The organism is ANME-2 cluster archaeon, from assembly GCA_014237145.1.
Classification (GTDB): domain Archaea; phylum Halobacteriota; class Methanosarcinia; order Methanosarcinales; family Methanocomedenaceae; genus Methanocomedens_A.
Genome location: JAAXOC010000035.1, coordinates 12625 through 31997 on the forward strand (window position 1 = coordinate 12625; position 19373 = coordinate 31997).

Here is a 19373-nt window from a genome sequence, read left to right on the forward strand (position 1 = left end):
GTATACTATAGAAAAACTTAGCAAAAGGATTTGAGGTGATTAAAATAATAATATCAGTTGCAAGCGGCAAAGGTGGAACCGGTAAAACTACGATAGCAACGAACCTGGGACTCAGCATTGACAATGTAGCGTTGTTGGATTGTGATGTGGAAGAACCTGATTCCCACCTATTCCTGGATATTGATCTGGAAAAGGTTGAAGATGTATATCTGTCAGTTCCTGTGATCGATGAAGAAAAGTGCGACTTCTGCGGGAAATGTTCAAAATTTTGCCAGTACAATGCCATTGGTGTACTGCCTTCTAAAGTTCTTTTATTCCCAGAGTTATGCCATGGTTGCGGAGGTTGTGCATTGGTGTGTCCCAAAGGAGCCATTTCAGAGGAAAAGCGTATTATTGGCATAATCGAGGGAGGTACTTCAAGTGGAATTGAATTTTATCATGGAGTGTTAAATATCGGGGAACCTATGGCGACTCCGGTAATTAAAACCTTGAAAAAAAGGATCTCAAAAGGAAAAAATGCAATCCTGGATTCATCACCTGGTGCTTCCTGCCCTGCTGTTGAAACCATAAGGGGCAGTGATTTTTGTCTGCTTGTTACAGAACCCACGCCCTTTGGACTCTATGATCTGAAACTTGCAGTTGAAGTAGTGAAGCACTTAAATATTCCCTTTGGAGTGGTTATAAACCGGGATGGTATCGGTGATGACAGGGTTGAAAAATTCTGCATGGAACAAAATATTCCTATCCTTATGAAGATTCCACAAAGTGAAGATATTGCAAGGCTCTATTCAAACGGTAAACCCTTTGTCCTGGAAATGCCGGAATGGAAGGAGAAGTTTGTTCAGTTGTTCGATAAGATAGAATCGGAAAATGTACAATAGCAACACGCTTTTAAATAAAATGCAAGAAGTGAATATAAAATGACTAAAATCGGATTGGTAAGATGTGAAATGGCTGCAAGGTCATGTCCGGGTACGGCGTGTTTTAAAGTGATAAAGACCAAGACCGGGACATTTGAAGAATTCAAGAGTGATGATATCGACATCATCGGCATGATAACATGTGGAGGATGTCCTGGCAGAGATGCAATAAGACAGGTACAGGAAATGGTAAATAGAGGTGCTGAAGTAATCTTTATGTGCACGTGTTTGATAAAACCAATTCCCAATCCACCCAAATGTCCGTATGCTGAAGAACTGGCAGATGCGATCAGGGACAAATTCGGTGTCAGAGTCATCATGGGAACACATTGATGCTCATTTCCTATGAATAAGCAAGGTAAAGACATGAAACAGTTCACCATTATAAGTGGAAAGGGTGGTACCGGAAAAACCACAATCACTGCAGCTTTTGCCTCCCTGGCTGAAAATGCCGTACTGGCTGACTGTGACGTGGACGCTCCGGATCTGCATCTCATCCTCAAACCTGAGATTAAAGAGACAGTTGAATTTTCAGGATTAAAAATCGCTTCAAAAGATGAGGAAAAATGTACAGAATGCGGAAAATGCAGGGAATATTGCAGGTTTGATGCTATTGATGAAGATCTAAAATTAATTGACGAGAGATGCGAGGGATGCGGTGTCTGTGAATATGTGTGTCCTGCCGATGCAATACACCTGGTTGACAGAAAATCCGGTTTTGCTTATCTTTCTGAAACCCGGTTCGGACCTATGTCGCATGCAGAGCTTAATACTGCTGAGGAAGCCACTGGAAAATTGATTTCCCTTGTCAGGAATAATGCCCGGATACTGGCTGACAAATATAACAAGGATCTAATTATCATAGACGGCCCTCCCGGCATCGGCTGCCCTGTTATTGCTGCTATTTCAGGTGTTGACCTTGTATTGATCGTAACAGAGCCTACATTATCAGGTATTCATGACATGGAAAGAATACTGGGAGTGGCCGGGCATTTCAATATACCGGCAGTGGTTTGCATAAATAAATTCGATATTAATCCCGGTAATACAAAGGTCATCGAAAAATACTGCGCCGAAAATGGACTTGATGTTGTGGGCCAGATACCATATGATGAAACACCGACTATGGCCATGATCAATGAGATGACTGTAATTGAGTTCTCTGAGAGTGAGTTTTCTAATAATATTAAAAAAATCTGGGAAAATATCAAGGGAAAACTGAAATGAACGCAAGGTGAAACTGAAGTGACAGATCCAAACAATAAATCTGATTTTGATAAGATGATCGAAAAAATTCAAAATGAGGTATATGAGCAGGAGCGGATGGTTTTCTCAGAAAGGGTTATTAAGGAATATAATAATCCGAAAAATATCGGCAAAATTGTACAACCAGATGCTTTTGCAAGATTAACTGGCTGGTGTGGGGATACCATGGAGATATATCTGAACATTGACCATGATATAATTGAAGATATATCATTTATGACAGATGGATGTGGAGCAACGATCGCTTGCGTGAGCATGCTTACATCTATGGTCAAAGGAAGATCTGTTGAAGAGGCAGAGGCAATCACAGATGATGACCTGGTTACTGCTCTCCAAGGTCTACCTGAAGAAAACCTGCATTGTGCACATCTTGCTATTATTACACTGGAAAAAGCGCTGCAAATGTTATGAATAATTTAGCCACAGAGGGCACAGAGGACGACACAGGGGCGAAATACTCTGTGCTCTCTGTGTGCTCTGTGGCAGAATAGAAATAAAAAGTCACTTGGATTCGGCCCAAGTTAAGCTTGGATTAGGTTCAAGTTAAGCTTGGATTGGGTTCAAGTTAAAATGTATATACCAATATAAACGGAGATTGTCAGATGCAATGTGCGTTATGTGAACAGAAAAAATGTAGCGGGGGAAAGGATTGTTCGACAATTAAGGCAGATGTTGAATATACTGGCAGGGACCTCGAATCAATGAAGATCTCGGCACAGATAGAATCCAGGTACTATATGGAAAAAACGAGGCTGGAAGAACTCATTCTGTATGCCGGGGGAATGGGGTATGAAAAACTGGGCATTGCATTTTGCATAGGTCTGGAAAAAGAGGCAAAGGTCATACATGAGATCTTAGCACAGGATTTCAATGTATTCTCTGTCTGCTGTAAGGTATGTGGAATTGATAAGGACAGTTATGGTCTGGAGAAACTGCATAATGGTGGTTTTGAAGCTGTGTGCAATCCTGTGGGTCAGGCACTGGTATTAAATAACGAGAAGACTGACCTGAATATCATTCTTGGATTGTGCATTGGCCATGATATTCTCTTTACCAGTCACTCGCAGGCACCTGTAACCACACTGGCAGTAAAGGATAGGGTACTGGCACATAATCCCCCCGGTGCGATATATTCCAATTATTATCTTAAACACAGGTTCAATGCCAAAGATTAGGATTTGGAACATCCCGGTTAGCCACATGATCCAAATACCATTATAAATTACAACGTGATCTTCTCAACTCTATAGCGGACCACTGCACAGACATGGGTAGAATAGATATTTCATAATAATTGCTATTTGTGTCACCACCAGATGGATTTGTTACACATATTTCCTCTAATCCAAATTACATCTCCCGGATATTCTTTCTACCACGTACTGCATCGATCAAAGTTTTCGTATACTCATGCTGAGGATTCTCAATTATATGATGTGACGGCGCATTTTCCACAATCCTGCCATCATATAATACCACAATCCGATCACTCACCTTGCGTGCAACTCCTATATCATGAGTTATAAATAACATGGAAATGCCGTGCTCATTCTGCAGATCCAGCAATAATTTCAATATTTTTGCCTGAACACTTGGATCAAGGAAAGAAGTGGATTCATCTGCAATGAGCAGATCAGGTTCCAGGATCAATGACCTTGCTATAGCTACACGCTGCAGTTCCCCTCCACTCAATTCATGTGGATATTTTTGTAAAAAATAATCTTCAAACGGTAATTGCACTTCTTTTAACACATTTTTAATCTTATCTGCAGATCCACCATTAAATAATCCATGTATTTTTAAAGGTTCTGCGATCGCTTCAAATACCGTGAATCTATGGCTGATTGAATCCCTCGGAGATTGGTAAATTATTCCAACTTTCTTTGAAAATTCTTTTCTATCTATTTCTTCAATCTTCTTTTCTCTAAATAAGATCTCTCCGCTATCCTGTTTGATCGTACCTGCGATAACATATGCAAGTGTGGTTTTTCCTGAACCAGTTTCTCCCACGATTGCAATTATCTCTCCCTCATCAAGTGTAAGGGAAATATCTTTAAGAACTGTAATATCTTTATATGATTTGTCTATGTTGTCCACAGATATCATAGTTGCTATACCTCCGCGGTGGCATACAATATTATACTCACTATTGCCATTGAGACCTCTTGGCTTTGCTATTGGCCGCTTTTTCGAACATACTTCAATAGATTGTGTACATCTTGGCGCAAAGATACAGCCCTGCCGTTCATTTTTCAGTAATTGAGATGGTGGTGTTCCCCTTACACCTGCAAGCTCTTTCGTACGCTCCATCAATGGAAATGATCGTACAAGCGCGCGGGTATACGGGTGCTGCGGGGAATCCAGCAGTTCCCCGGATGGAAGAGACTCAATAATATTGCCTGAATAGAGTACTTCGATACGATCTGAGCACAGAGTTGCAAAAGAAAGATCATGAGTGATCAACAGCACTGCTTTTTGCGCCTTAACCTGTTGTTTTATTACTTCGATAAGGTATAATTTTGTTAATGCATCCACTGATGCAACCGGTTCGTCCATTACAAGGATGTCCGGATCAGTGATCAGTGCCATTGCTATTAGAACCCGCTGCCTCTCACCAGCACTGATCTGATGAGGAAATAGAGTATGCCGACCGGGTTTTATTTTCAAATACTTCAACATTTCCAAAGACTTATCCAGTGCAACTGCATGAGATATCCCGTTCTTTATCAGAGGTTCAGCAATCTGATCGATAATCTTGTGGACCGGATTTAATACATCACCATAGTTCTGGAATACTAATGAGATCTTGTTCCACCTTATATTTTCCATCTCCTTATCGCCCAGACTTAAGATGTCAATATCATCTAACAGTATATTTCCGGTCATGGTGGTATTAGATGAAAGTAATTTCATAGATGCAAGTGCAAGTGTGGATTTGCCTGATCCGGATTCTCCAATTATGGAAACACATTCCCCTTTATTTACATTCAGGCATATATTGTCCAGTGCAGTAATACTGTCATTAGATGTACCTGATATTCGGTATTGTACATTCAGGTTCTTAATTTTTAGCAATATTATCCCTCCTGAGCCTTGGATCTAATATTTCCTCTATTGCATACGATATCAGTGCAAGTGAAATGATCAGTATTGAGAGTGAGAGAACAGCAGGAAGCAGCCAGTTATACCAGACATCCAGATAAAGATAACGCATTGCATAGCTCATCATGATCCCAAGACTTTTCGAAGTAGGATCGAATATTCCAAGAAATGAAAGCCCGGCTTCCATGAATACAGCCATCCGTACCTTTGTAACAAAACCCATTGCATACAGTGGAAAAAGTTCTGGTATGATATGTCTGTACATGATATAAAAAGTAGATCCACCCATATTCCTGGCAGTTTTTATATGGAGTTTTGATTTGAGTGAGAGGGTCTGAGCCCGGGCTCCTCTTGCTGTGGTCTGCCAGATAATAAGCGAGAGTGCGATAATTAATATAGTAGTGGATGGCTTGAAATATGCTGCCATTAGTATTAACACCATGATCGTAGGGATTGCAAACAGTGCATCTGCAATTCTCATAACTATGACATCATACAGTCCACTGATCATGGCAGCAGAAATCCCAATTATAAGTCCGATAGTACTTGCAATAGCTCCAACTGACAAACCAAAGAAAATTGATGTTCGCAGTGACCACAACAGTTCACTGAATATATCATAACCAATATCATTAGTTCCGAGCAGATGATCTATTGATGGGGGTTGTAAACATTCAAAAGAATAATCCCATGGGTCATAAGGTGCAATAAACGGGGCAAAGATCGCTAATATTGAAATGAATAAATAGATGATAAGCCCGGTCATGCCGATCTTATTCTGTTTGAATTGCTCTGAAAACCTATTATGCATATTCAACCCTCGGATCGATCTTCTTGTATGATATATCTATGAGAATATTAATTACAAGCACCAGAAGTACTGATATTGTAAAAATCCCTTGCATCAGCGGTAGATCACGATTTGATATCGCTTCATATGTAAGAAGCCCGAGTCCGGGATATGCAAATATCGTTTCGATAAAAAGGACACCGGTAATAATGCATACTACTCTAATGCCAATACGCGTGAAAAAGGGTAAAATAGCATTTCTTGCAGCATGTAAATATTTTATTCTGCGCTCTTTAATACCTTTTGCATAAGCAGTAAGCACAAAAGGTTCCCTAATTATAAGCAACATACTGTTTCTGATCATAAGATAATCACCAGGTATCTGGGATAACGTAAGTGCTGCAAGGGGCAGTGTCAGGTGCCAGAGTATATCTATTATATAAGTGATCCCTACTGCATTTGAGTATGGTGTCACTGCACCTGATGTAGGAAACCATCCACAATATAAACTGAATATTGTAAGAGACATGATGCCAAGTGCAAGAGCTGGGATGCCATCTATCAATAGCATGAACATAAGCAGTGATCTATCAAACCTGCCGCCGCGCCTCCAGGAACTCTCTACACCGAGTATGATCCCGGCAATAGATGATAGAGTGAGAGAACCCACGACAAGTAGCAGTGTCCATGGAAGGGCATCTAAAATAAGATCAGTTATGGATGCATGATATATGTATGAATATCCAAGATCACCATGTGCAAGCTGTGTAATATATATTAAGAACTGCTCAATGAGAGGTTTATCAAGTCCATGAAGTGCAATCAATTCATTGTACAGTTCATCGGTGATCAGCATCTCCTGACCGCCATACATGGCAATGATCACATCCCCTGGCAGCAGTCGCGGCAGGAAGAAAGTTAACAAAAGAAGGATAAAAATAGTCACCAGATAAACTGTGATTACTTTTGTCTTCTTTTTTGATTTCATTTGTTGTTTTTTCCTTCATTAGCGCTTTATTCGTATTGCCATGAATGCTAACAGGAGTGCAATTACAGCCAAAAATGGCATTAGCGGAGAACCTTGTGTTTCATTTTCAACTGGTATTGAGGTTACATCTGTTATTTCTTTTCCTTCTTTGGCAGCCGACGATCCTATAAGTGCAAGTTTATTCTGTGGTATCGGAATTCCTTTAGAAACTCCTCCGATCGTTTCGAACCACTCAACTCCTGTATCCGGATCATATGCATTATACCAGGTAGGATAATATATTGAAATTGCAGGAAGTTCCCTGGCATAAACATTCTGGGCCTCAAATACTGCTTCTTTTCTCTTTTCGGGATCCATTTCGTGCATAACATCATCGAGCAACTTGTTCAACTCTTCACTCTTGTTATATCGTGCACAATTTGGATTTGGTTTGACACCAGGTACTTGAAGTGTTTTCTCATGCAGTATCTTTGGATCACCGCCAATGGCCCCATGACCTGAGATCGCCAGATCAAAGTCCCAGTTTATCACTTTTGTATCAACTATCTTGGTATCAAGTGATGTCAGGTCTACCTTTATTCCTACCTTTTCAAGCTGGTTCATTATGATCTCACCGTCACGGTCAGGTGTCCCCTCTCCTCCGGTACTGATCATGGAGACCAGTATCTGGAGTTCCAAAGTCTTGCCATTCTTTGTGAAAACACCGTCCTTTAGTTCATATCCGAGTGAGGTGATCAATTCAATTGCTTTGTCAGGATCATAAGGGTAGTCAGGCACATTCGGGCTTATCCATACACTTTCAGATGAGATCAGTCCGTAACTGGCAGGTTTTCCATGTCCTCGGAGTGATTTATCTACAAATTCGTCCTGATTGATGGCATGGGCCAGTGCCTGTCTGAATATAATATTATCAAGCGGTTCAATATTATGGTTTATCATTAATTTTTTATTCCAGTAATGCGGACCTTTGATCACAACAAATCCATCCTCTTTTATTTGTTCTACAAAATCAGACTTAATAGAGGTGAAATCAGCCTCGCCGCGCTGCAGGGTCATTTGAGGGTCACCTGTTTTCACATATATCAGTTTGTCAATAATGGGCTTCCCGAGATAATATTCCCCGAATGCCTCATATTGATAGGTGCCGTGCTCTTTGCTGAAATCAACATATGTATAGGGTCCTGATCCGATGAATGCAGTCTCATCTGTGAAGTCCATGGGATTTTCGACATCCTTCCATATATGTTCAGGAAGAATTGGCATTGAACCGCCTATATCCTCCATAAATGGTGCATACGGACTGCTCATGTGGATCTTTACTGTATGCTCATCAAGTACTTCTCCTCTATCTACACTGTCCAGAATGACCCATCCATAAGGATGTTCTTTCATGTATTCTATGGTAAAAACAACGTCTTCGGCAGTTAATGGCTCCATATCATGCCATTTTGCGTTCTTGTTAAGATGAAAAACATAAGCATCCTCATCGCTTAGATATTCCCATTTTTCTGCAAGCAGGGGAATGTACTGTGTAGTTTCATTCTTCCATACAAGTGTATCAAAGATAAAATGCATACGCATATATCCAGGTCCTCTTGCATATGCCAGATAAGGATTCGGATATCCCCAGTCACCTGTTTTATCAGCTATTCTAAGTTGATTCTTAGTATTGTCATTTATTGTAGATTCGGCATTTATTACAGGTGTAATTAAGCACATAGCAATAATTATTAATATAATAACTATCTCTTTTTTTTCCATTATATTAACTCCTACAATTTATTATACTCCCTTCGAAAACACGGGATGCAATGAGGATTACCATTCAGAAGTCTGACCTTTGTTTCCATTACTGATTCGCCGCATATGGAACATTCTACGGATTCATGAAGACTTGCCATAGGCGGCGGCGAAAAATCAATATTTCTTATTACCATCAGATCGTCCTGTGGAATTTTAAGTATCTCATTGCTTTTTTTAATATGCAGCTTTTTAAATTCCTCTTGTTCTTCCGGACTAGCTGACTTTTCCTTGATCTTTGCAAAAAGTTCAAGATGTTCCTTATCCATCCGGATGGCATCTTTGTTTATAGAGATACGCAGTGCTTTTTGATTTTCACGGTTCATGAAAGTATAAACATATTTACCAAAATCTTTGAATATCAAATTTCCTTTTCCGAATGTGCAGCCTGTAAGTAACTGAATGGCATCAAGACCACATGAATTATTTTCAACGATCGCAACCATCTCTTCATCCCTGGCTGGTTTCCCAAGTTCCTGTAGTACGGTTTTGGATACCTGTATTCCAATTGCAAGTCCTGGACACTGGTGTCCATGGAACTGTATAGCTTTTTTAACTATGGATTCAGTTTCGGTATAATTCATATTCAACTTTCTAATTTGATAATATTTAAGATTTGTGTTAATTAGTATGAATTAATAATAGTATGTGTAATAAGGAGACAGGTTCAATTAATGTGGTGAATAATAGAAAACCACAGATAAATGTAAATAAACGCAGATATTCAGATAGCTAATCCACGTTTATCTGCGTTTATCAGCGTTCATCCGCGGTTAATTTGAATTTACCAATAAATAATGTAATGGTCACTACAAATCGAAATATTCATATAATATAAGTAGTTACGTTGAAATTGCACATAAAAAGTAATATCTTTTTGTATATTTTTATTACTTTTTAGGTATAAACTATAATAAAAAAATTTTGTAAAATGGAGAAGGTGAAATAAATGAATACGGAAACTTCCAGTGAGACTTTTTCGGTAAATCCGATAGGCTATATTGAATCAGAATATCAGAACTTTGATGAATTACCCCATCCCCATGGAAATGAAGGCGGGAATAAGCATACTTCTACAATAGTGCTATATCCCGAACATGCAGAGGGAATATCAGGGATGGATGGTTATTCTCATATATTCGTTCTTTTCTGGGTTCACAAATCAGGTGAGTGGAAGATGCCAGAGCACCATCATAAGCCCGATCATGTTAAAGTATTTGCTACCAGGATGCCTGTTCGGCCTAATCCGATAGGTCTATCTGCAGTTGAAATAGAAGACATCTCTTATGATAGCGGAAGGATTATAGTAAAAGGACTGGATGCACTGGATAAGACTCCGGTATTGGATATAAAACCCTATATTCCATATTTTGATAGCTACCCTGAAGCAAGTTTGCCTGAATGGGTTGGAAAACATTTAAAAGAGGGCCACCACCACCACCATTCACATTAATAAAGACATCGCTTAAAGTGTATAGTACTGCTGGTATAATTTACTAGTGTCAAGTCAACCCTATAATGTATCCAAATACGCTATCAATACACCCTATAATCAGACACTTTGATGTTGACTTGACATAAGTCCCCTAAGGACTCGATCAGCCACAGGTTTACTGTTTTTGAAGCGATTACCGAATCTCTGCGGATACATGGATTATTTGATGATAGTTCGGCAGAGCAGATCAAGGATGCTTTGAATGAAGTGCAGTTGCCTGATGAAGATTATTTTATACAAAAATATCCGCATGAACTGAGCGGCGGTGAATTGCAGCGTGTGGCTATAGCGCGTGCACTTATACTTGAGCCTGGACTGCTTATTGCAGATGAGTCCACGTCTTTCCTTGATCCGAGTGTCCAGGCAAAGATATTGAAACTTTTGCTTGAACTCCAGAATGAGCGTGGCATTTCTATGTTATTTGTTATGCATGACATCGGCGTTGCACGCAAGGTTAGTGACCGGATCGCAGTTTTACATAATGGCATGATCGTAGAGAACGGTCCGGCAGACAGGGTTATTTCGAATCCGCAGCATTTTTATACGAAACTTTTGATCGATGCGTCAAAGGGTACTGAAGTGTGAAAAGGAATCTCCACAATATTGTGTTGGTTGTGACCTCTCGCGCTCCATCTAGTGAAAAAACGCTAGGCTTCTGGTTGGCATGCTTCGGAGCAGGAAGGTTGTAAGGGCACAGTCGTTGGCAGTATACTTTACTAAATTATACCTGTTATTACTTCTAATCTTTGTTATGTGTAAGATATGGCTGTTAAAATGTTGAGATATGCATTGACGGACAAGATCGAAAATGATTCTAAATACGCGCTACACAGGCCTCGTTACAATTTTTCAGGGGCATACCGTGCCTGTGAGACGGCTATCATGTGCATCAATTAAATTTTCACATTCATAAGTCTCAAAAAAAATTAGCAAAATGTATATACAACAATAAAACTATATGATTTATTATTAATCCCATTTATTGAGGTACATTAATGGAAGATGCAAATTCTTGTACGGATTTTTTTGGAGAATTTCCTAAAGATAAATTCAAAAACGTTCTTCATTACATAATACATAATACTGGACATATCAATAATGTAGGTAAAACAGTATTATTTAAGGTTTTATACTTCACTGATTTTAATTATTATGAGTTATTTGAAGAAAAATTGACTGGTGAGACTTATTTAAAATATCCATTTGGCCCGGCACCATGTGATTTTGATGAAGTAGTTTTAGAACTTAAATTGGAAGGGGCGATACGGGAAACTGAATATGGTTATGGAACATACCGGCAAATAAAATACTTCTCAACCACTGAACCTGATACATCTAAATTAAGTAGAGACAAATTGGATTTTATTGATAAAACTATTGATTCTTATTCACATTTTAGTGCAAAAGAAGTAAGTGAATTATCACACCATGATGCTCCTTACATTGCAGCAGAGGATTTTGAAGAATTAGATTACGAAATGGTATTCTATAGAACTTCAGAACTTTCAGTAAGGAACTATGATGATGAAGATGGCAGCGATTAAATTCGAAGCTGCCCCAGAATTCCGAAAAGAGTTGAATAGTTCAATTAAAAAGTATAGACACCTTGAAGAAGATTTCGGGAGATTTAAAAAAGCATTAGAAATAAACCAACCACAAGAAATGCGTGGGACTATTAGAATAAGCGATCTTGGAATTAATGTTAAAATACCAATTTATAAAGTGAAGCATTTCAGGTCTCTAGATTTTAAAGGAAAAGGTTCCAAAAGCGGTTTTCGTATAATTTATGCACACATGAACGAAGAACATAAAATAATCTTTATTGAGTTTTATCATAAAAACAATAAAATGAATCACGATGTGAAAAGAATAAAAAAATATTTTGAAGAATATTAACTTATCATAATAAATTTAGTTTTAACAGACTTGTATTTTGTTATTCAATCACATTCGCCTCTTGATGCCCCGGATTTGAGCGTTAGTGAAATCAGGGATCCATGATCAGTACGTACGGTTTGATGAGGGGAGGCCTCTTCTTTATTTTACCGAGGTAGGGTATTTTTTGCATCCTTTGGAGACAGTCCATTAATTAAAAAGTCTTTACATAGAATTATTCCTTTGCCACTGTTAAAGCCCGGCGGTATAATTCATCATCTATCCAGAATCCTGCCTCGTTGTGAAGTTTATCCAACTCCTCCCGAAGGGATATAATCTTACCTTCATACATGGCTTCGGGCATAATTTATATCTTCTTTCAAATTTTCATCTGTGTAGTGCCGCCGGACCCTGTGCAGTGCAAGAAAATCCTCGAACTCCCAGCGAGTCATACCGGCAAGTGAACATGCTTTACCAGATGAAAGCACACCACGCTGATACAACGCTAAAGCCAGTTCTTTGTGCAGTTCCCGATCCACTTCCTTAAGAGGTAAGCGAATTGCATCTGCAATGTCATCTGGTATTTCCAATATTAGCGTACCCATTATATAGCCTCTATTCTTGTTAATCTTATGATGAATTACTGTTTAATATTGTTGTCCTAAATATAATAAATTCGCATCCGTTAATATTTATTCTAATAGTCACAATATCATTTCACGTATCCAATTCAAAAAGCATGGTATTTTGACGGGATTCACAGGATTTACAGGATGTTGGCATCGCGGTATATCCTGTTAATCCTGTCTAATAATTTAATAATTACTCTTAGATTTGAAGTGGATACCATTTCACAGTTATTTTAGCCAATGTTTGTTATTTCATCTCTTATGTCAACCTAAATCCCGCCAAACCCAGATAAAAGAAAAGCGCTGCACTCACCATCGTAATTTTCTCATCGCCCCTCAATCACCACTTTCCCTGTCTCTGCTCCTCTTAGCCCTCGTCTTACCAATCCCAAACACCAGCGCATCGGTCGGGCACGCGTCGATGCACACACCACATGCATAGCAATCGGGTCGCAACTTATCACCGTCCACGATTGCTTTGACAGACGGGCATGGCGACATTTGGATACATTTATTGCAGTCATTGCATTTGCTCCGGTCAAGGCGCACACGAAATATACTCATATACTCAAGCAGCCATGTCAAGAGCCCAACCGGGCACACGAGATAGCAGAAAGGGCGATACACAAATACTGATGCGACCAGCACCGCCCCGACCAGAACTGCCAGCACCAGCTCAAAATGCCAGTCAAATAGTTCAAAAGGGTTCAGGATGTTATGGTATGTGTAAAGATCGTTTCCTGTGGCGAGAACCATGATTAAACTAATAACAAATATCGAAATCCGGATGCCATTTGAGATATTGAACGGCAGATTGATCTTCTTCCCGGATGGTGCTGGAATCCTGTTTACGATCTCTTGTAATGCCCCGAATGGGCAGACCCACCCGCAGAACAGTTTCGCTCCGATTACTGACAAGCCGCCGATGAAGATTAACGCCGTTGTTTTCTTAAGAGTGATTGCACTGCCAGTCAAAAGAGCCGTTACCGGATCCACTACTGCCCGCAGCGGGCTTGGCTGGTGCATGATCACCAGCACCCCAAAGAGTACAAAGACGGCACACATCAGGAGTGTCCGGATGTTCCAATTGATCTTAGTTGTTCTCAGGAGGATGAGTCCTGCTAATGCAACAAGTCCTCCGAGAATGAATTGTGGCGATAATAGCCCGGACGAGACTGAGGATATGTCAGTATTTCTGCCACCACCCACACCAGTGCCGTTACCTCCTCCTACACCTTCTGCCATAACTGGCACGCAGATAAGTATCATGGTTAAAGCGATGCAGAAGACTGGTAATAAGATCGAATTTCGTTTCATATTCTGCTCCCCCTCTCCAATTATGCATAAAGATTCAGTGTTTAACCCATCTTCGCCAGTTTAAAATAAAATCGATAGCAGTAAAACACTATATTTTTGGAGTAGGTTCTACATTTTGATCTATTCAATCACTTGCTATTGTTTTTTTTCTAATGCTGTGAAGCTCATATTAATATGAAGGAGTATATATAAATATTTTGTGCAGAGGGTCTGTACCTAGAAAAAAATAAATTTTCACCATCTACATTTGGAAAAAACGCTAGCATTAAGACCCACAAGTAGTTTTTTAGGCAAATGAAACGGTTAATTAAACCATTAATCTGACGAAGATGGGGTTTTAAAGATTTTTGATACTTTGAAAATAAAAAGAGTGCGTGGTCATTCCACGCACACAGCACAAACTTATCGATTATGCATTTTACCCTGTCCGCCATTACCGCGGTTTCCATCTCGAAGCCGCTGATGATCATCGTCCTGTCCGTTCTGGGTGCCGTCGCCGTCAGAGTCCCTGCCGTTGGTGCCGCTGTTGTCACAGATGCCGTCGCCATCGATAAAGTTCATGCCACAGCCGTTGTTATCACATATACCATCGTTGTCTTCGTCTACGAATCCCGGGCATGTGCCACTGTTGTCACATATACCATCGCCGTCACGGTCACCGCCACCTTGACCGTACTGGGCAGCAGCAACTCCTACAGAGAGTGCGACCAGTGCAACTATCATTATTCCAGTTATTATTCTTGTTTTCATTTTGTATTCACCTTATTTGAGTTTAGCCCGTCTGAGCAATACTCAATTAGTGGGTTCAACAAATATCATTATTCCAGAATTATATCCAAATGTCACCAGAATCATACCCAAATTCACTCCGAACTGAGGTATATGAGCACCATAAGCGCTATAAATTCAAGTATGTCCGGTATCACGTCAAGCGGTCCGATGATGCACATCCGATACCCACGTGTAGCAACATGCATGTGTGGTGTCGATGTGACTACCTGTAAGAGCATGAGAAACGCAAATATCATCAAACCCAGTGTGAACTTCGATTTGACCTGTGCGTAACTTCGGACATAAATAGCAAGCAATAAAACCAGCAGCACCACATTTGCCGTGGTTATGATCGTCTTGATGTTCATTATAAGTACTGGATCGTACATGGATGGTTGCATATTATCACCTATTCACTTGAATTTATTCCCAATTTTCTCCCAAATCTCTTCAAATAGCGCATAATTTCCCTCCATAACTGGTGATAAGAAATACATTGTGCCATAGCCACCCCCCGCAGATGTGATCACGCCGTTGTCGGAAAGAACCTTTTGATGGTGTTTTATCGTCTTATAGTCCAATCCCAACACTTCTGATAACTGATTGGCATTGTATGGGCGGTCATGCAGCGCCTTGATTATGCGAGCACGGTTCACACCACCTTTTGTGCCTGCAATCAGCCACCAAAGTAAGCGTTTCATAGCAGGTAATTGACATGCATGCCTTATATTACAATCTCTTTGAACTGCCTAAAGAAATATGTGGGGGCAAACCCACCATTACAGAAGCGTACATGGCAACCGCTCGCACTTGCCTCCTATACATTGCAGTAAAAAGCCCGGTGATTTAAGCATGCTCCATCATATTCAGAGACTTTTTATTATTTACTGGGACTATTCAGAAAACCGCAGAGAGCGCAGAGGCACGCAGAGAAAAACAACACATCTCTGCGCCTCTCTGCGTCCTCTGCGGTGAATCTTTTTTGCCACGATCCATTTATCCAGAATAAATTAAAAAGTCACCATATTCACAACCGTTCAGGCAAACTCTTCTTATGAAGCTTCACCGCAGCTATCATGAAGATCACCAGGAATATTACAAGGGCTGCGATATCCATCCAGATCGGATAGTAATTGGTCCCCTGGAACGAATATCTGCACAGGTCAGTTATGTAGGTAAGGGGGGATGCCGATGCCAGCACCTGTCCCCATTGCGGCAGTTCCCTGACCGGGATGAATACACCGCTTATGAATACCAGTGGAAATTTTACCATTGTGGATATCATCATCACAGTGGATGTCATGCTGGTCGGTGCGGATGAGAATATCAGCCCCATAGCTGAGAAGCAGAATGCAGCCAGTACAATGCCCGCAGCAAGGATGAACGGATGTGTGACTGTCACACCGATTGCCATTCCAACTATTATCGGGACGAGAGATATCCCGGTCCCGAAGAGCACGGATGCCAGCATATCTCCCATCAGGACTGTTGTGATAGAGACCGGGGCTGCTGCAAGTCGCTCCAGGTTTCTGGTCTGTGTCTCGGTGGGTGCGATCACAGGAGTGATCGACATTGATGTGAAGAAGATCGTCATGCTCAGCAGTCCGGCGATAAGAAAATCAACAGGGAGATCTCTTCCTATCACAAATGCCAGAAAGAGGAATACGGGGAAGAGAATACCGAATATTACCACGGGTCCCTTCAGATAATAGATCCTGATATCTTTTTTGGCAATTGCACAGGCACGTTTTAGCTGATCGATCATTCCATCTCCTCTGTGAGTTTGATGAAGACATCTTCAAGCGTTGGTGTCAGCGTGTTCAGCATCACGATCTCCAGATCATTTGACCGGGAATAATCCACCAGTTGATATATCGTCATGCCGGGTTCGTTCGTATACAACCGTAGTTTATCGCCACTTATCCGGACATCGATTACTCCTGATAGGTCAGAGAAATCAGAGGCATCTACAGGCATGTCAAAACTGACTTCCACCCATTCTAACCCACCAATTCTCATTTTAAGCTTCTCTGGGGCGTCTATGGCTGCTATCTTTCCATGGTTGATGATCGCAACTCTGCTGCACAGCTGGTTTGCCTCTTCCATGTAGTGAGTGGTGAGAAAAATGGTTTTCCCTTCTTTATTCAACTCCAACAACATATCCTTGATCAACCGTGCACTCATAACATCCAGACCTGATGTTGGCTCATCGAGAAAAAGTATTTCCGGGTTGTTCATGAGAGACATGGCGATGATGAGTTTCTGCTTCATTCCTTTGGAAAAAGTCCTGACCTTATGATCTTTTCGTTCATAGAGATCGAACTTTCCCAGGAGTTCTTCTGCTCTTTGTCTGGCATCCTTCTTTGGTACGCCATATAATTCTGCCATGAACTGCAGGTTATTTAAGGCAGTAAGTTCGGTGTATGCGTTTGAAAGTTCAGGAACAACCCCCATTATCTGTTTGGCTTTGATCGGATCCTGCCGGATGTCATGACCCATGATACTGACCTGACCAAGATCCGGTTTAATTATTCCTGTGAGCATCCGGACAGTTGTTGTCTTGCCTGCACCATTCGGTCCTAAAAAGCCAAATATCTCGCCATTCTTCACTTCGAAATCCAGGTGGTCTACCGCAGTAAAATCTTCGAACAGTTTCGTCAGATTATCGACTTCAATAGCATTCATAGATCCCATCATTGTAACATACTTAACCTATTTAATGCGGCTGTTGTATCCCAAGCAGGCTCATACGCGTGCGCGGTGCTATTCCCCTTATACTGTTGCCCGGAACAAATATCATGTGACCTGGTAAGGCATCATGCCGTTTTGATCCGACGGTTATAGTTCCTTCCCCATCGATTATATGGAACAGTACCGCGTATGGTTCAGGGTGGGGTGGAATTTCCTGTCCTTCTTCAAGGCATATCAAGGAGACATTGAACCAATCGGTCACAAGAATATCTTTTTTGATCCGCACCGTCCTGCTGTACTCAACAATGTCCTGCAAATCGATCTGTTCCATTCTTGCCCTCATATCCTGTAATCCGCACTCTTGAGTTCATTTAATTCGCCTTCTCCCAATTCCGTACCATTTTTCGATTAATTTCCGGTACTTATCTAACATCCCGATTCGCTCCTTATTGTTGCAAATAAAGTATAATTTCAATATTCCATGTAAATCCGACAGGAGGGATTTTCTTGTTTATCCAGCAACTCTATCACGATTCTCTTAGTCTTCAGTTTCTACACTTTTTAAGGCGCACCTCTTTCATTTTCCCGATACTCTGAAACCTTGATGATGTCGGCGTGGTTCAGCTCTGACAGATGGTAATACAGATCGAAAAACGTCATATTCTCGCCTCGCCCGGTCAAAAATTCGTAGATCTGCTTTGTGCTCCTGCTACCGTCCCCGATAAAATTGATAATCATCCACCTGGTGGGACAGTGAAGCGCCCTGATAAACCTGCCAAGTTCCTACATGCATGGGTGAGAATTGCACATTGATTTACCTGAATATTCCAGTATTTTATAGTAATATTATTGTGATTGGTTAAAAAGTTTCGGACAATGATTTCAAAATCTGGCTAAATCAGCACATATCAGAATGATTGCGATAGGTATCCATAGCATTGGAAGTTTGCCACGCGTTCTGCTCGGAAGTTTTGCTGATGGGGTAATCATAACATCCCTATGCGCTGTATTGCTTATGCCAATGCTAAAATAACATGAATGAAAAATGATATGTGTTGGAGGGTAATGACAATTGAATCGTTGCTTTTGGCTGGATTTGAAACCCTCAGGAAATATCTGACACTGCACATATTGATGTGTCTCGTGCATGTATTTTTCCTTGCTTGTGCTTATCGCCTCACTATTCTCCAGAGAGTCTGTGCTACGCTAGTTTAGCACTGATGCACCCCAATACATATCCTGCAGTGTGGCATCGGTCCTGCTTCGATACTCCCCTTCTCGGAACTGCAGATCAACCTGCTCGCAATCGTCTACACAACAAAGATACTTGGATTTGACATTGGCGCTGCTTGTGCTCTGGCAGCTGTGTGCATGGCAATCATCAATGGACTGGTCATGATGGGAGTATTCAGAAAAGAGGATCAAGTAAAGGTTAGATCGATGGCGGTGACTTCACACAAGATGGAAAAAACTTAAACCGCTGATACTGTGCTCACCCTGTAGATGGCTGCCAACATCAGCGATATCGATCCCGCAACAGATATAAACCTGAATGGAGCGGTCAACTCGTTTAATATGATCATTTACGATCTATTCATTTTTTTTACGCCTCAATTGCAGACATACAATAGCCAAAAACCCACATAGTGCAGATACAACCCCAAATCCGGGTGTAGATGTACTTTCAGTCTCAGTGTCCTCTTTTTGAGTGTCCTCAGATGATAGATCG

Annotated in this window: 26 protein-coding genes; 10 read left to right on the forward strand and 16 right to left on the reverse strand. The window is 40.8% G+C overall.

Annotated elements, in window-relative coordinates:
* The first annotated feature begins 44 nt into the window (after window positions 1-44).
* The 5 genes from HF974_04620 (at window position 45) to HF974_04640 (ending at window position 3361) form a co-directional block, all read left to right on the forward strand.
* Complete coding sequence (locus HF974_04620) at window positions 45-881, forward strand: 4Fe-4S binding protein (protein ID MBC2697624.1); 837 nt, start codon at window positions 45-47, stop codon at window positions 879-881.
* Window positions 882-920: 39 nt separating this feature from the next.
* Window positions 921-1253 (forward strand): CGGC domain-containing protein, encoded by a 333-nt coding sequence (locus tag HF974_04625; protein MBC2697625.1) that lies wholly within the window; start codon window positions 921-923, stop codon window positions 1251-1253.
* A 33-nt stretch (window positions 1254-1286) separates the two neighbouring features.
* Complete coding sequence (locus HF974_04630) at window positions 1287-2147, forward strand: 4Fe-4S binding protein (protein MBC2697626.1); 861 nt, start codon at window positions 1287-1289, stop codon at window positions 2145-2147.
* A 54-nt stretch (window positions 2148-2201) separates the two neighbouring features.
* Window positions 2202-2597 (forward strand): iron-sulfur cluster assembly scaffold protein, encoded by a 396-nt coding sequence (locus HF974_04635; GenBank protein MBC2697627.1) that lies wholly within the window; start codon window positions 2202-2204, stop codon window positions 2595-2597.
* A 191-nt stretch (window positions 2598-2788) separates the two neighbouring features.
* A complete protein-coding gene (locus HF974_04640) occupies window positions 2789-3361 on the forward strand; it encodes a DUF1847 domain-containing protein (protein ID MBC2697628.1) in 573 nt (190 codons plus the stop codon).
* Between the two features lie 175 nt (window positions 3362-3536).
* Here HF974_04640 and HF974_04645 read toward each other — a convergent pair whose 3' ends face one another.
* From HF974_04645 to HF974_04665, 5 genes are read right to left on the reverse strand one after another with little or no spacing between them, the layout of a single operon-like run.
* Window positions 3537-5261, reverse strand: coding sequence for an ABC transporter ATP-binding protein (locus HF974_04645; GenBank protein MBC2697629.1), 1725 nt, complete (start codon window positions 5259-5261; stop codon window positions 3537-3539).
* Window positions 5248-6099, reverse strand: coding sequence for an ABC transporter permease (locus HF974_04650; GenBank protein MBC2697630.1), 852 nt, complete (start codon window positions 6097-6099; stop codon window positions 5248-5250). Before HF974_04650 ends, HF974_04645 begins: the two co-directional genes overlap by 14 nt.
* Window positions 6092-7066, reverse strand: a complete 975-nt coding sequence (locus HF974_04655; GenBank protein ID MBC2697631.1) for an ABC transporter permease — start codon at window positions 7064-7066, stop codon at window positions 6092-6094. Before HF974_04655 ends, HF974_04650 begins: the two co-directional genes overlap by 8 nt.
* 18 nt (window positions 7067-7084) lie before the next feature.
* On the reverse strand, window positions 7085-8827 hold the full coding sequence (locus HF974_04660; protein MBC2697632.1) for a peptide-binding protein: 1743 nt from the start codon (window positions 8825-8827) through the stop codon (window positions 7085-7087).
* Between the two features lie 11 nt (window positions 8828-8838).
* A complete protein-coding gene (locus tag HF974_04665) occupies window positions 8839-9450 on the reverse strand; it encodes a formylmethanofuran dehydrogenase (protein ID MBC2697633.1) in 612 nt (203 codons plus the stop codon).
* Window positions 9451-9815: 365 nt separating this feature from the next.
* On the opposite strand from HF974_04665, the gene tsaA reads away from it, so the two are divergent.
* From tsaA to HF974_04685, 4 genes are all read left to right on the forward strand, one after another.
* Window positions 9816-10319: a tRNA (N6-threonylcarbamoyladenosine(37)-N6)-methyltransferase TrmO gene (tsaA, locus tag HF974_04670; GenBank protein ID MBC2697634.1), complete on the forward strand. Its 504-nt coding sequence runs from the start codon at window positions 9816-9818 to the stop codon at window positions 10317-10319.
* 144 nt (window positions 10320-10463) lie between these two features.
* Entirely contained in the window at window positions 10464-10946 is a 483-nt protein-coding gene (locus HF974_04675; GenBank protein MBC2697635.1) for an ABC transporter ATP-binding protein, read from the forward strand.
* Window positions 10947-11356: 410 nt separating this feature from the next.
* Window positions 11357-11905, forward strand: coding sequence for a SocA family protein (locus tag HF974_04680; protein ID MBC2697636.1), 549 nt, complete (start codon window positions 11357-11359; stop codon window positions 11903-11905).
* Complete coding sequence (locus HF974_04685) at window positions 11892-12257, forward strand: hypothetical protein (GenBank protein ID MBC2697637.1); 366 nt, start codon at window positions 11892-11894, stop codon at window positions 12255-12257. The genes HF974_04680 and HF974_04685 overlap by 14 nt, the downstream gene beginning before the upstream one ends.
* A 214-nt stretch (window positions 12258-12471) precedes the next feature.
* On the opposite strand, the gene HF974_04690 is transcribed toward HF974_04685, so the two are convergent.
* From HF974_04690 to HF974_04735, 10 genes are all read right to left on the reverse strand, one after another.
* Window positions 12472-12600, reverse strand: coding sequence for a DUF3368 domain-containing protein (locus HF974_04690; protein MBC2697638.1), 129 nt, complete (start codon window positions 12598-12600; stop codon window positions 12472-12474).
* Window positions 12581-12841 carry a UPF0175 family protein gene (locus HF974_04695; protein MBC2697639.1) on the reverse strand — a complete coding sequence of 87 codons (261 nt, stop codon included), beginning with the start codon at window positions 12839-12841 and terminating at the stop codon, window positions 12581-12583. Before HF974_04695 ends, HF974_04690 begins: the two co-directional genes overlap by 20 nt.
* A 360-nt stretch (window positions 12842-13201) precedes the next feature.
* A complete protein-coding gene (locus HF974_04700; protein ID MBC2697640.1) occupies window positions 13202-14182 on the reverse strand; it encodes a 4Fe-4S binding protein in 981 nt (326 codons plus the stop codon).
* Window positions 14183-14584: 402 nt separating this feature from the next.
* A complete protein-coding gene (locus HF974_04705; protein ID MBC2697641.1) occupies window positions 14585-14932 on the reverse strand; it encodes a hypothetical protein in 348 nt (115 codons plus the stop codon).
* A gap of 113 nt (window positions 14933-15045) precedes the next feature.
* Entirely contained in the window at window positions 15046-15342 is a 297-nt protein-coding gene (locus HF974_04710) for a hypothetical protein (GenBank protein ID MBC2697642.1), read from the reverse strand.
* A gap of 24 nt (window positions 15343-15366) precedes the next feature.
* Window positions 15367-15654, reverse strand: a complete 288-nt coding sequence (locus HF974_04715) for a winged helix-turn-helix transcriptional regulator (GenBank protein ID MBC2697643.1) — start codon at window positions 15652-15654, stop codon at window positions 15367-15369.
* Between the two features lie 326 nt (window positions 15655-15980).
* Window positions 15981-16718, reverse strand: coding sequence for an ABC transporter permease (locus tag HF974_04720; GenBank protein ID MBC2697644.1), 738 nt, complete (start codon window positions 16716-16718; stop codon window positions 15981-15983).
* On the reverse strand, window positions 16715-17638 hold the full coding sequence (locus HF974_04725; protein MBC2697645.1) for an ATP-binding cassette domain-containing protein: 924 nt from the start codon (window positions 17636-17638) through the stop codon (window positions 16715-16717). The genes HF974_04720 and HF974_04725 overlap by 4 nt, the downstream gene beginning before the upstream one ends.
* Before the next feature lie 31 nt (window positions 17639-17669).
* Complete coding sequence (locus tag HF974_04730; GenBank protein MBC2697646.1) at window positions 17670-17975, reverse strand: cupin domain-containing protein; 306 nt, start codon at window positions 17973-17975, stop codon at window positions 17670-17672.
* Between the two features lie 230 nt (window positions 17976-18205).
* Window positions 18206-18382 carry a hypothetical protein gene (locus tag HF974_04735; GenBank protein MBC2697647.1) on the reverse strand — a complete coding sequence of 59 codons (177 nt, stop codon included), beginning with the start codon at window positions 18380-18382 and terminating at the stop codon, window positions 18206-18208.
* 492 nt (window positions 18383-18874) lie between these two features.
* Here HF974_04735 and HF974_04740 point away from each other — a divergent pair, with 492 nt between their 5' ends.
* Window positions 18875-19120: a hypothetical protein gene (locus HF974_04740; GenBank protein ID MBC2697648.1), complete on the forward strand. Its 246-nt coding sequence runs from the start codon at window positions 18875-18877 to the stop codon at window positions 19118-19120.
* A 114-nt stretch (window positions 19121-19234) separates the two neighbouring features.
* On the opposite strand, the gene HF974_04745 is transcribed toward HF974_04740, so the two are convergent.
* The coding region (locus tag HF974_04745) for a PGF-CTERM sorting domain-containing protein (protein ID MBC2697649.1) at window positions 19235-19373 on the reverse strand (139 nt) is incomplete at its 5' end.

Excerpts from the sequence above, each read along its gene's own strand:
- HF974_04715 (MBC2697643.1), bottom strand. The coding sequence starts at position 15,654 with ATGAAACGCTTACTTTGGTGGCTGATTGCAGGCACAAAAGGTGGTGTG.
- tsaA (MBC2697634.1), top strand. The coding sequence starts at position 9,816 with ATGAATACGGAAACTTCCAGTGAGACTTTTTCGGTAAATCCGATAGGC.
- HF974_04660 (MBC2697632.1), bottom strand. The coding sequence starts at position 8,827 with ATGGAAAAAAAAGAGATAGTTATTATATTAATAATTATTGCTATGTGC.
- HF974_04635 (MBC2697627.1), top strand. The coding sequence starts at position 2,202 with ATGATCGAAAAAATTCAAAATGAGGTATATGAGCAGGAGCGGATGGTT.
- HF974_04625 (MBC2697625.1), top strand. The coding sequence starts at position 921 with ATGACTAAAATCGGATTGGTAAGATGTGAAATGGCTGCAAGGTCATGT.
- HF974_04685 (MBC2697637.1), top strand. The coding sequence starts at position 11,892 with ATGGCAGCGATTAAATTCGAAGCTGCCCCAGAATTCCGAAAAGAGTTG.
- HF974_04735 (MBC2697647.1), bottom strand. The coding sequence starts at position 18,382 with ATGATTATCAATTTTATCGGGGACGGTAGCAGGAGCACAAAGCAGATC.
- HF974_04680 (MBC2697636.1), top strand. The coding sequence starts at position 11,357 with ATGGAAGATGCAAATTCTTGTACGGATTTTTTTGGAGAATTTCCTAAA.
- HF974_04695 (MBC2697639.1), bottom strand. The coding sequence starts at position 12,841 with ATGGGTACGCTAATATTGGAAATACCAGATGACATTGCAGATGCAATT.
- HF974_04655 (MBC2697631.1), bottom strand. The coding sequence starts at position 7,066 with ATGAAATCAAAAAAGAAGACAAAAGTAATCACAGTTTATCTGGTGACT.
- HF974_04630 (MBC2697626.1), top strand. The coding sequence starts at position 1,287 with ATGAAACAGTTCACCATTATAAGTGGAAAGGGTGGTACCGGAAAAACC.
- HF974_04730 (MBC2697646.1), bottom strand. The coding sequence starts at position 17,975 with ATGGAACAGATCGATTTGCAGGACATTGTTGAGTACAGCAGGACGGTG.
- HF974_04665 (MBC2697633.1), bottom strand. The coding sequence starts at position 9,450 with ATGAATTATACCGAAACTGAATCCATAGTTAAAAAAGCTATACAGTTC.
- HF974_04720 (MBC2697644.1), bottom strand. The coding sequence starts at position 16,718 with ATGATCGATCAGCTAAAACGTGCCTGTGCAATTGCCAAAAAAGATATC.
- HF974_04710 (MBC2697642.1), bottom strand. The coding sequence starts at position 15,342 with ATGTACGATCCAGTACTTATAATGAACATCAAGACGATCATAACCACG.
- HF974_04705 (MBC2697641.1), bottom strand. The coding sequence starts at position 14,932 with ATGAAAACAAGAATAATAACTGGAATAATGATAGTTGCACTGGTCGCA.
- HF974_04690 (MBC2697638.1), bottom strand. The coding sequence starts at position 12,600 with ATGCCCGAAGCCATGTATGAAGGTAAGATTATATCCCTTCGGGAGGAG.
- HF974_04640 (MBC2697628.1), top strand. The coding sequence starts at position 2,789 with ATGCAATGTGCGTTATGTGAACAGAAAAAATGTAGCGGGGGAAAGGAT.
- HF974_04725 (MBC2697645.1), bottom strand. The coding sequence starts at position 17,638 with ATGAATGCTATTGAAGTCGATAATCTGACGAAACTGTTCGAAGATTTT.
- HF974_04700 (MBC2697640.1), bottom strand. The coding sequence starts at position 14,182 with ATGAAACGAAATTCGATCTTATTACCAGTCTTCTGCATCGCTTTAACC.
- HF974_04650 (MBC2697630.1), bottom strand. The coding sequence starts at position 6,099 with ATGCATAATAGGTTTTCAGAGCAATTCAAACAGAATAAGATCGGCATG.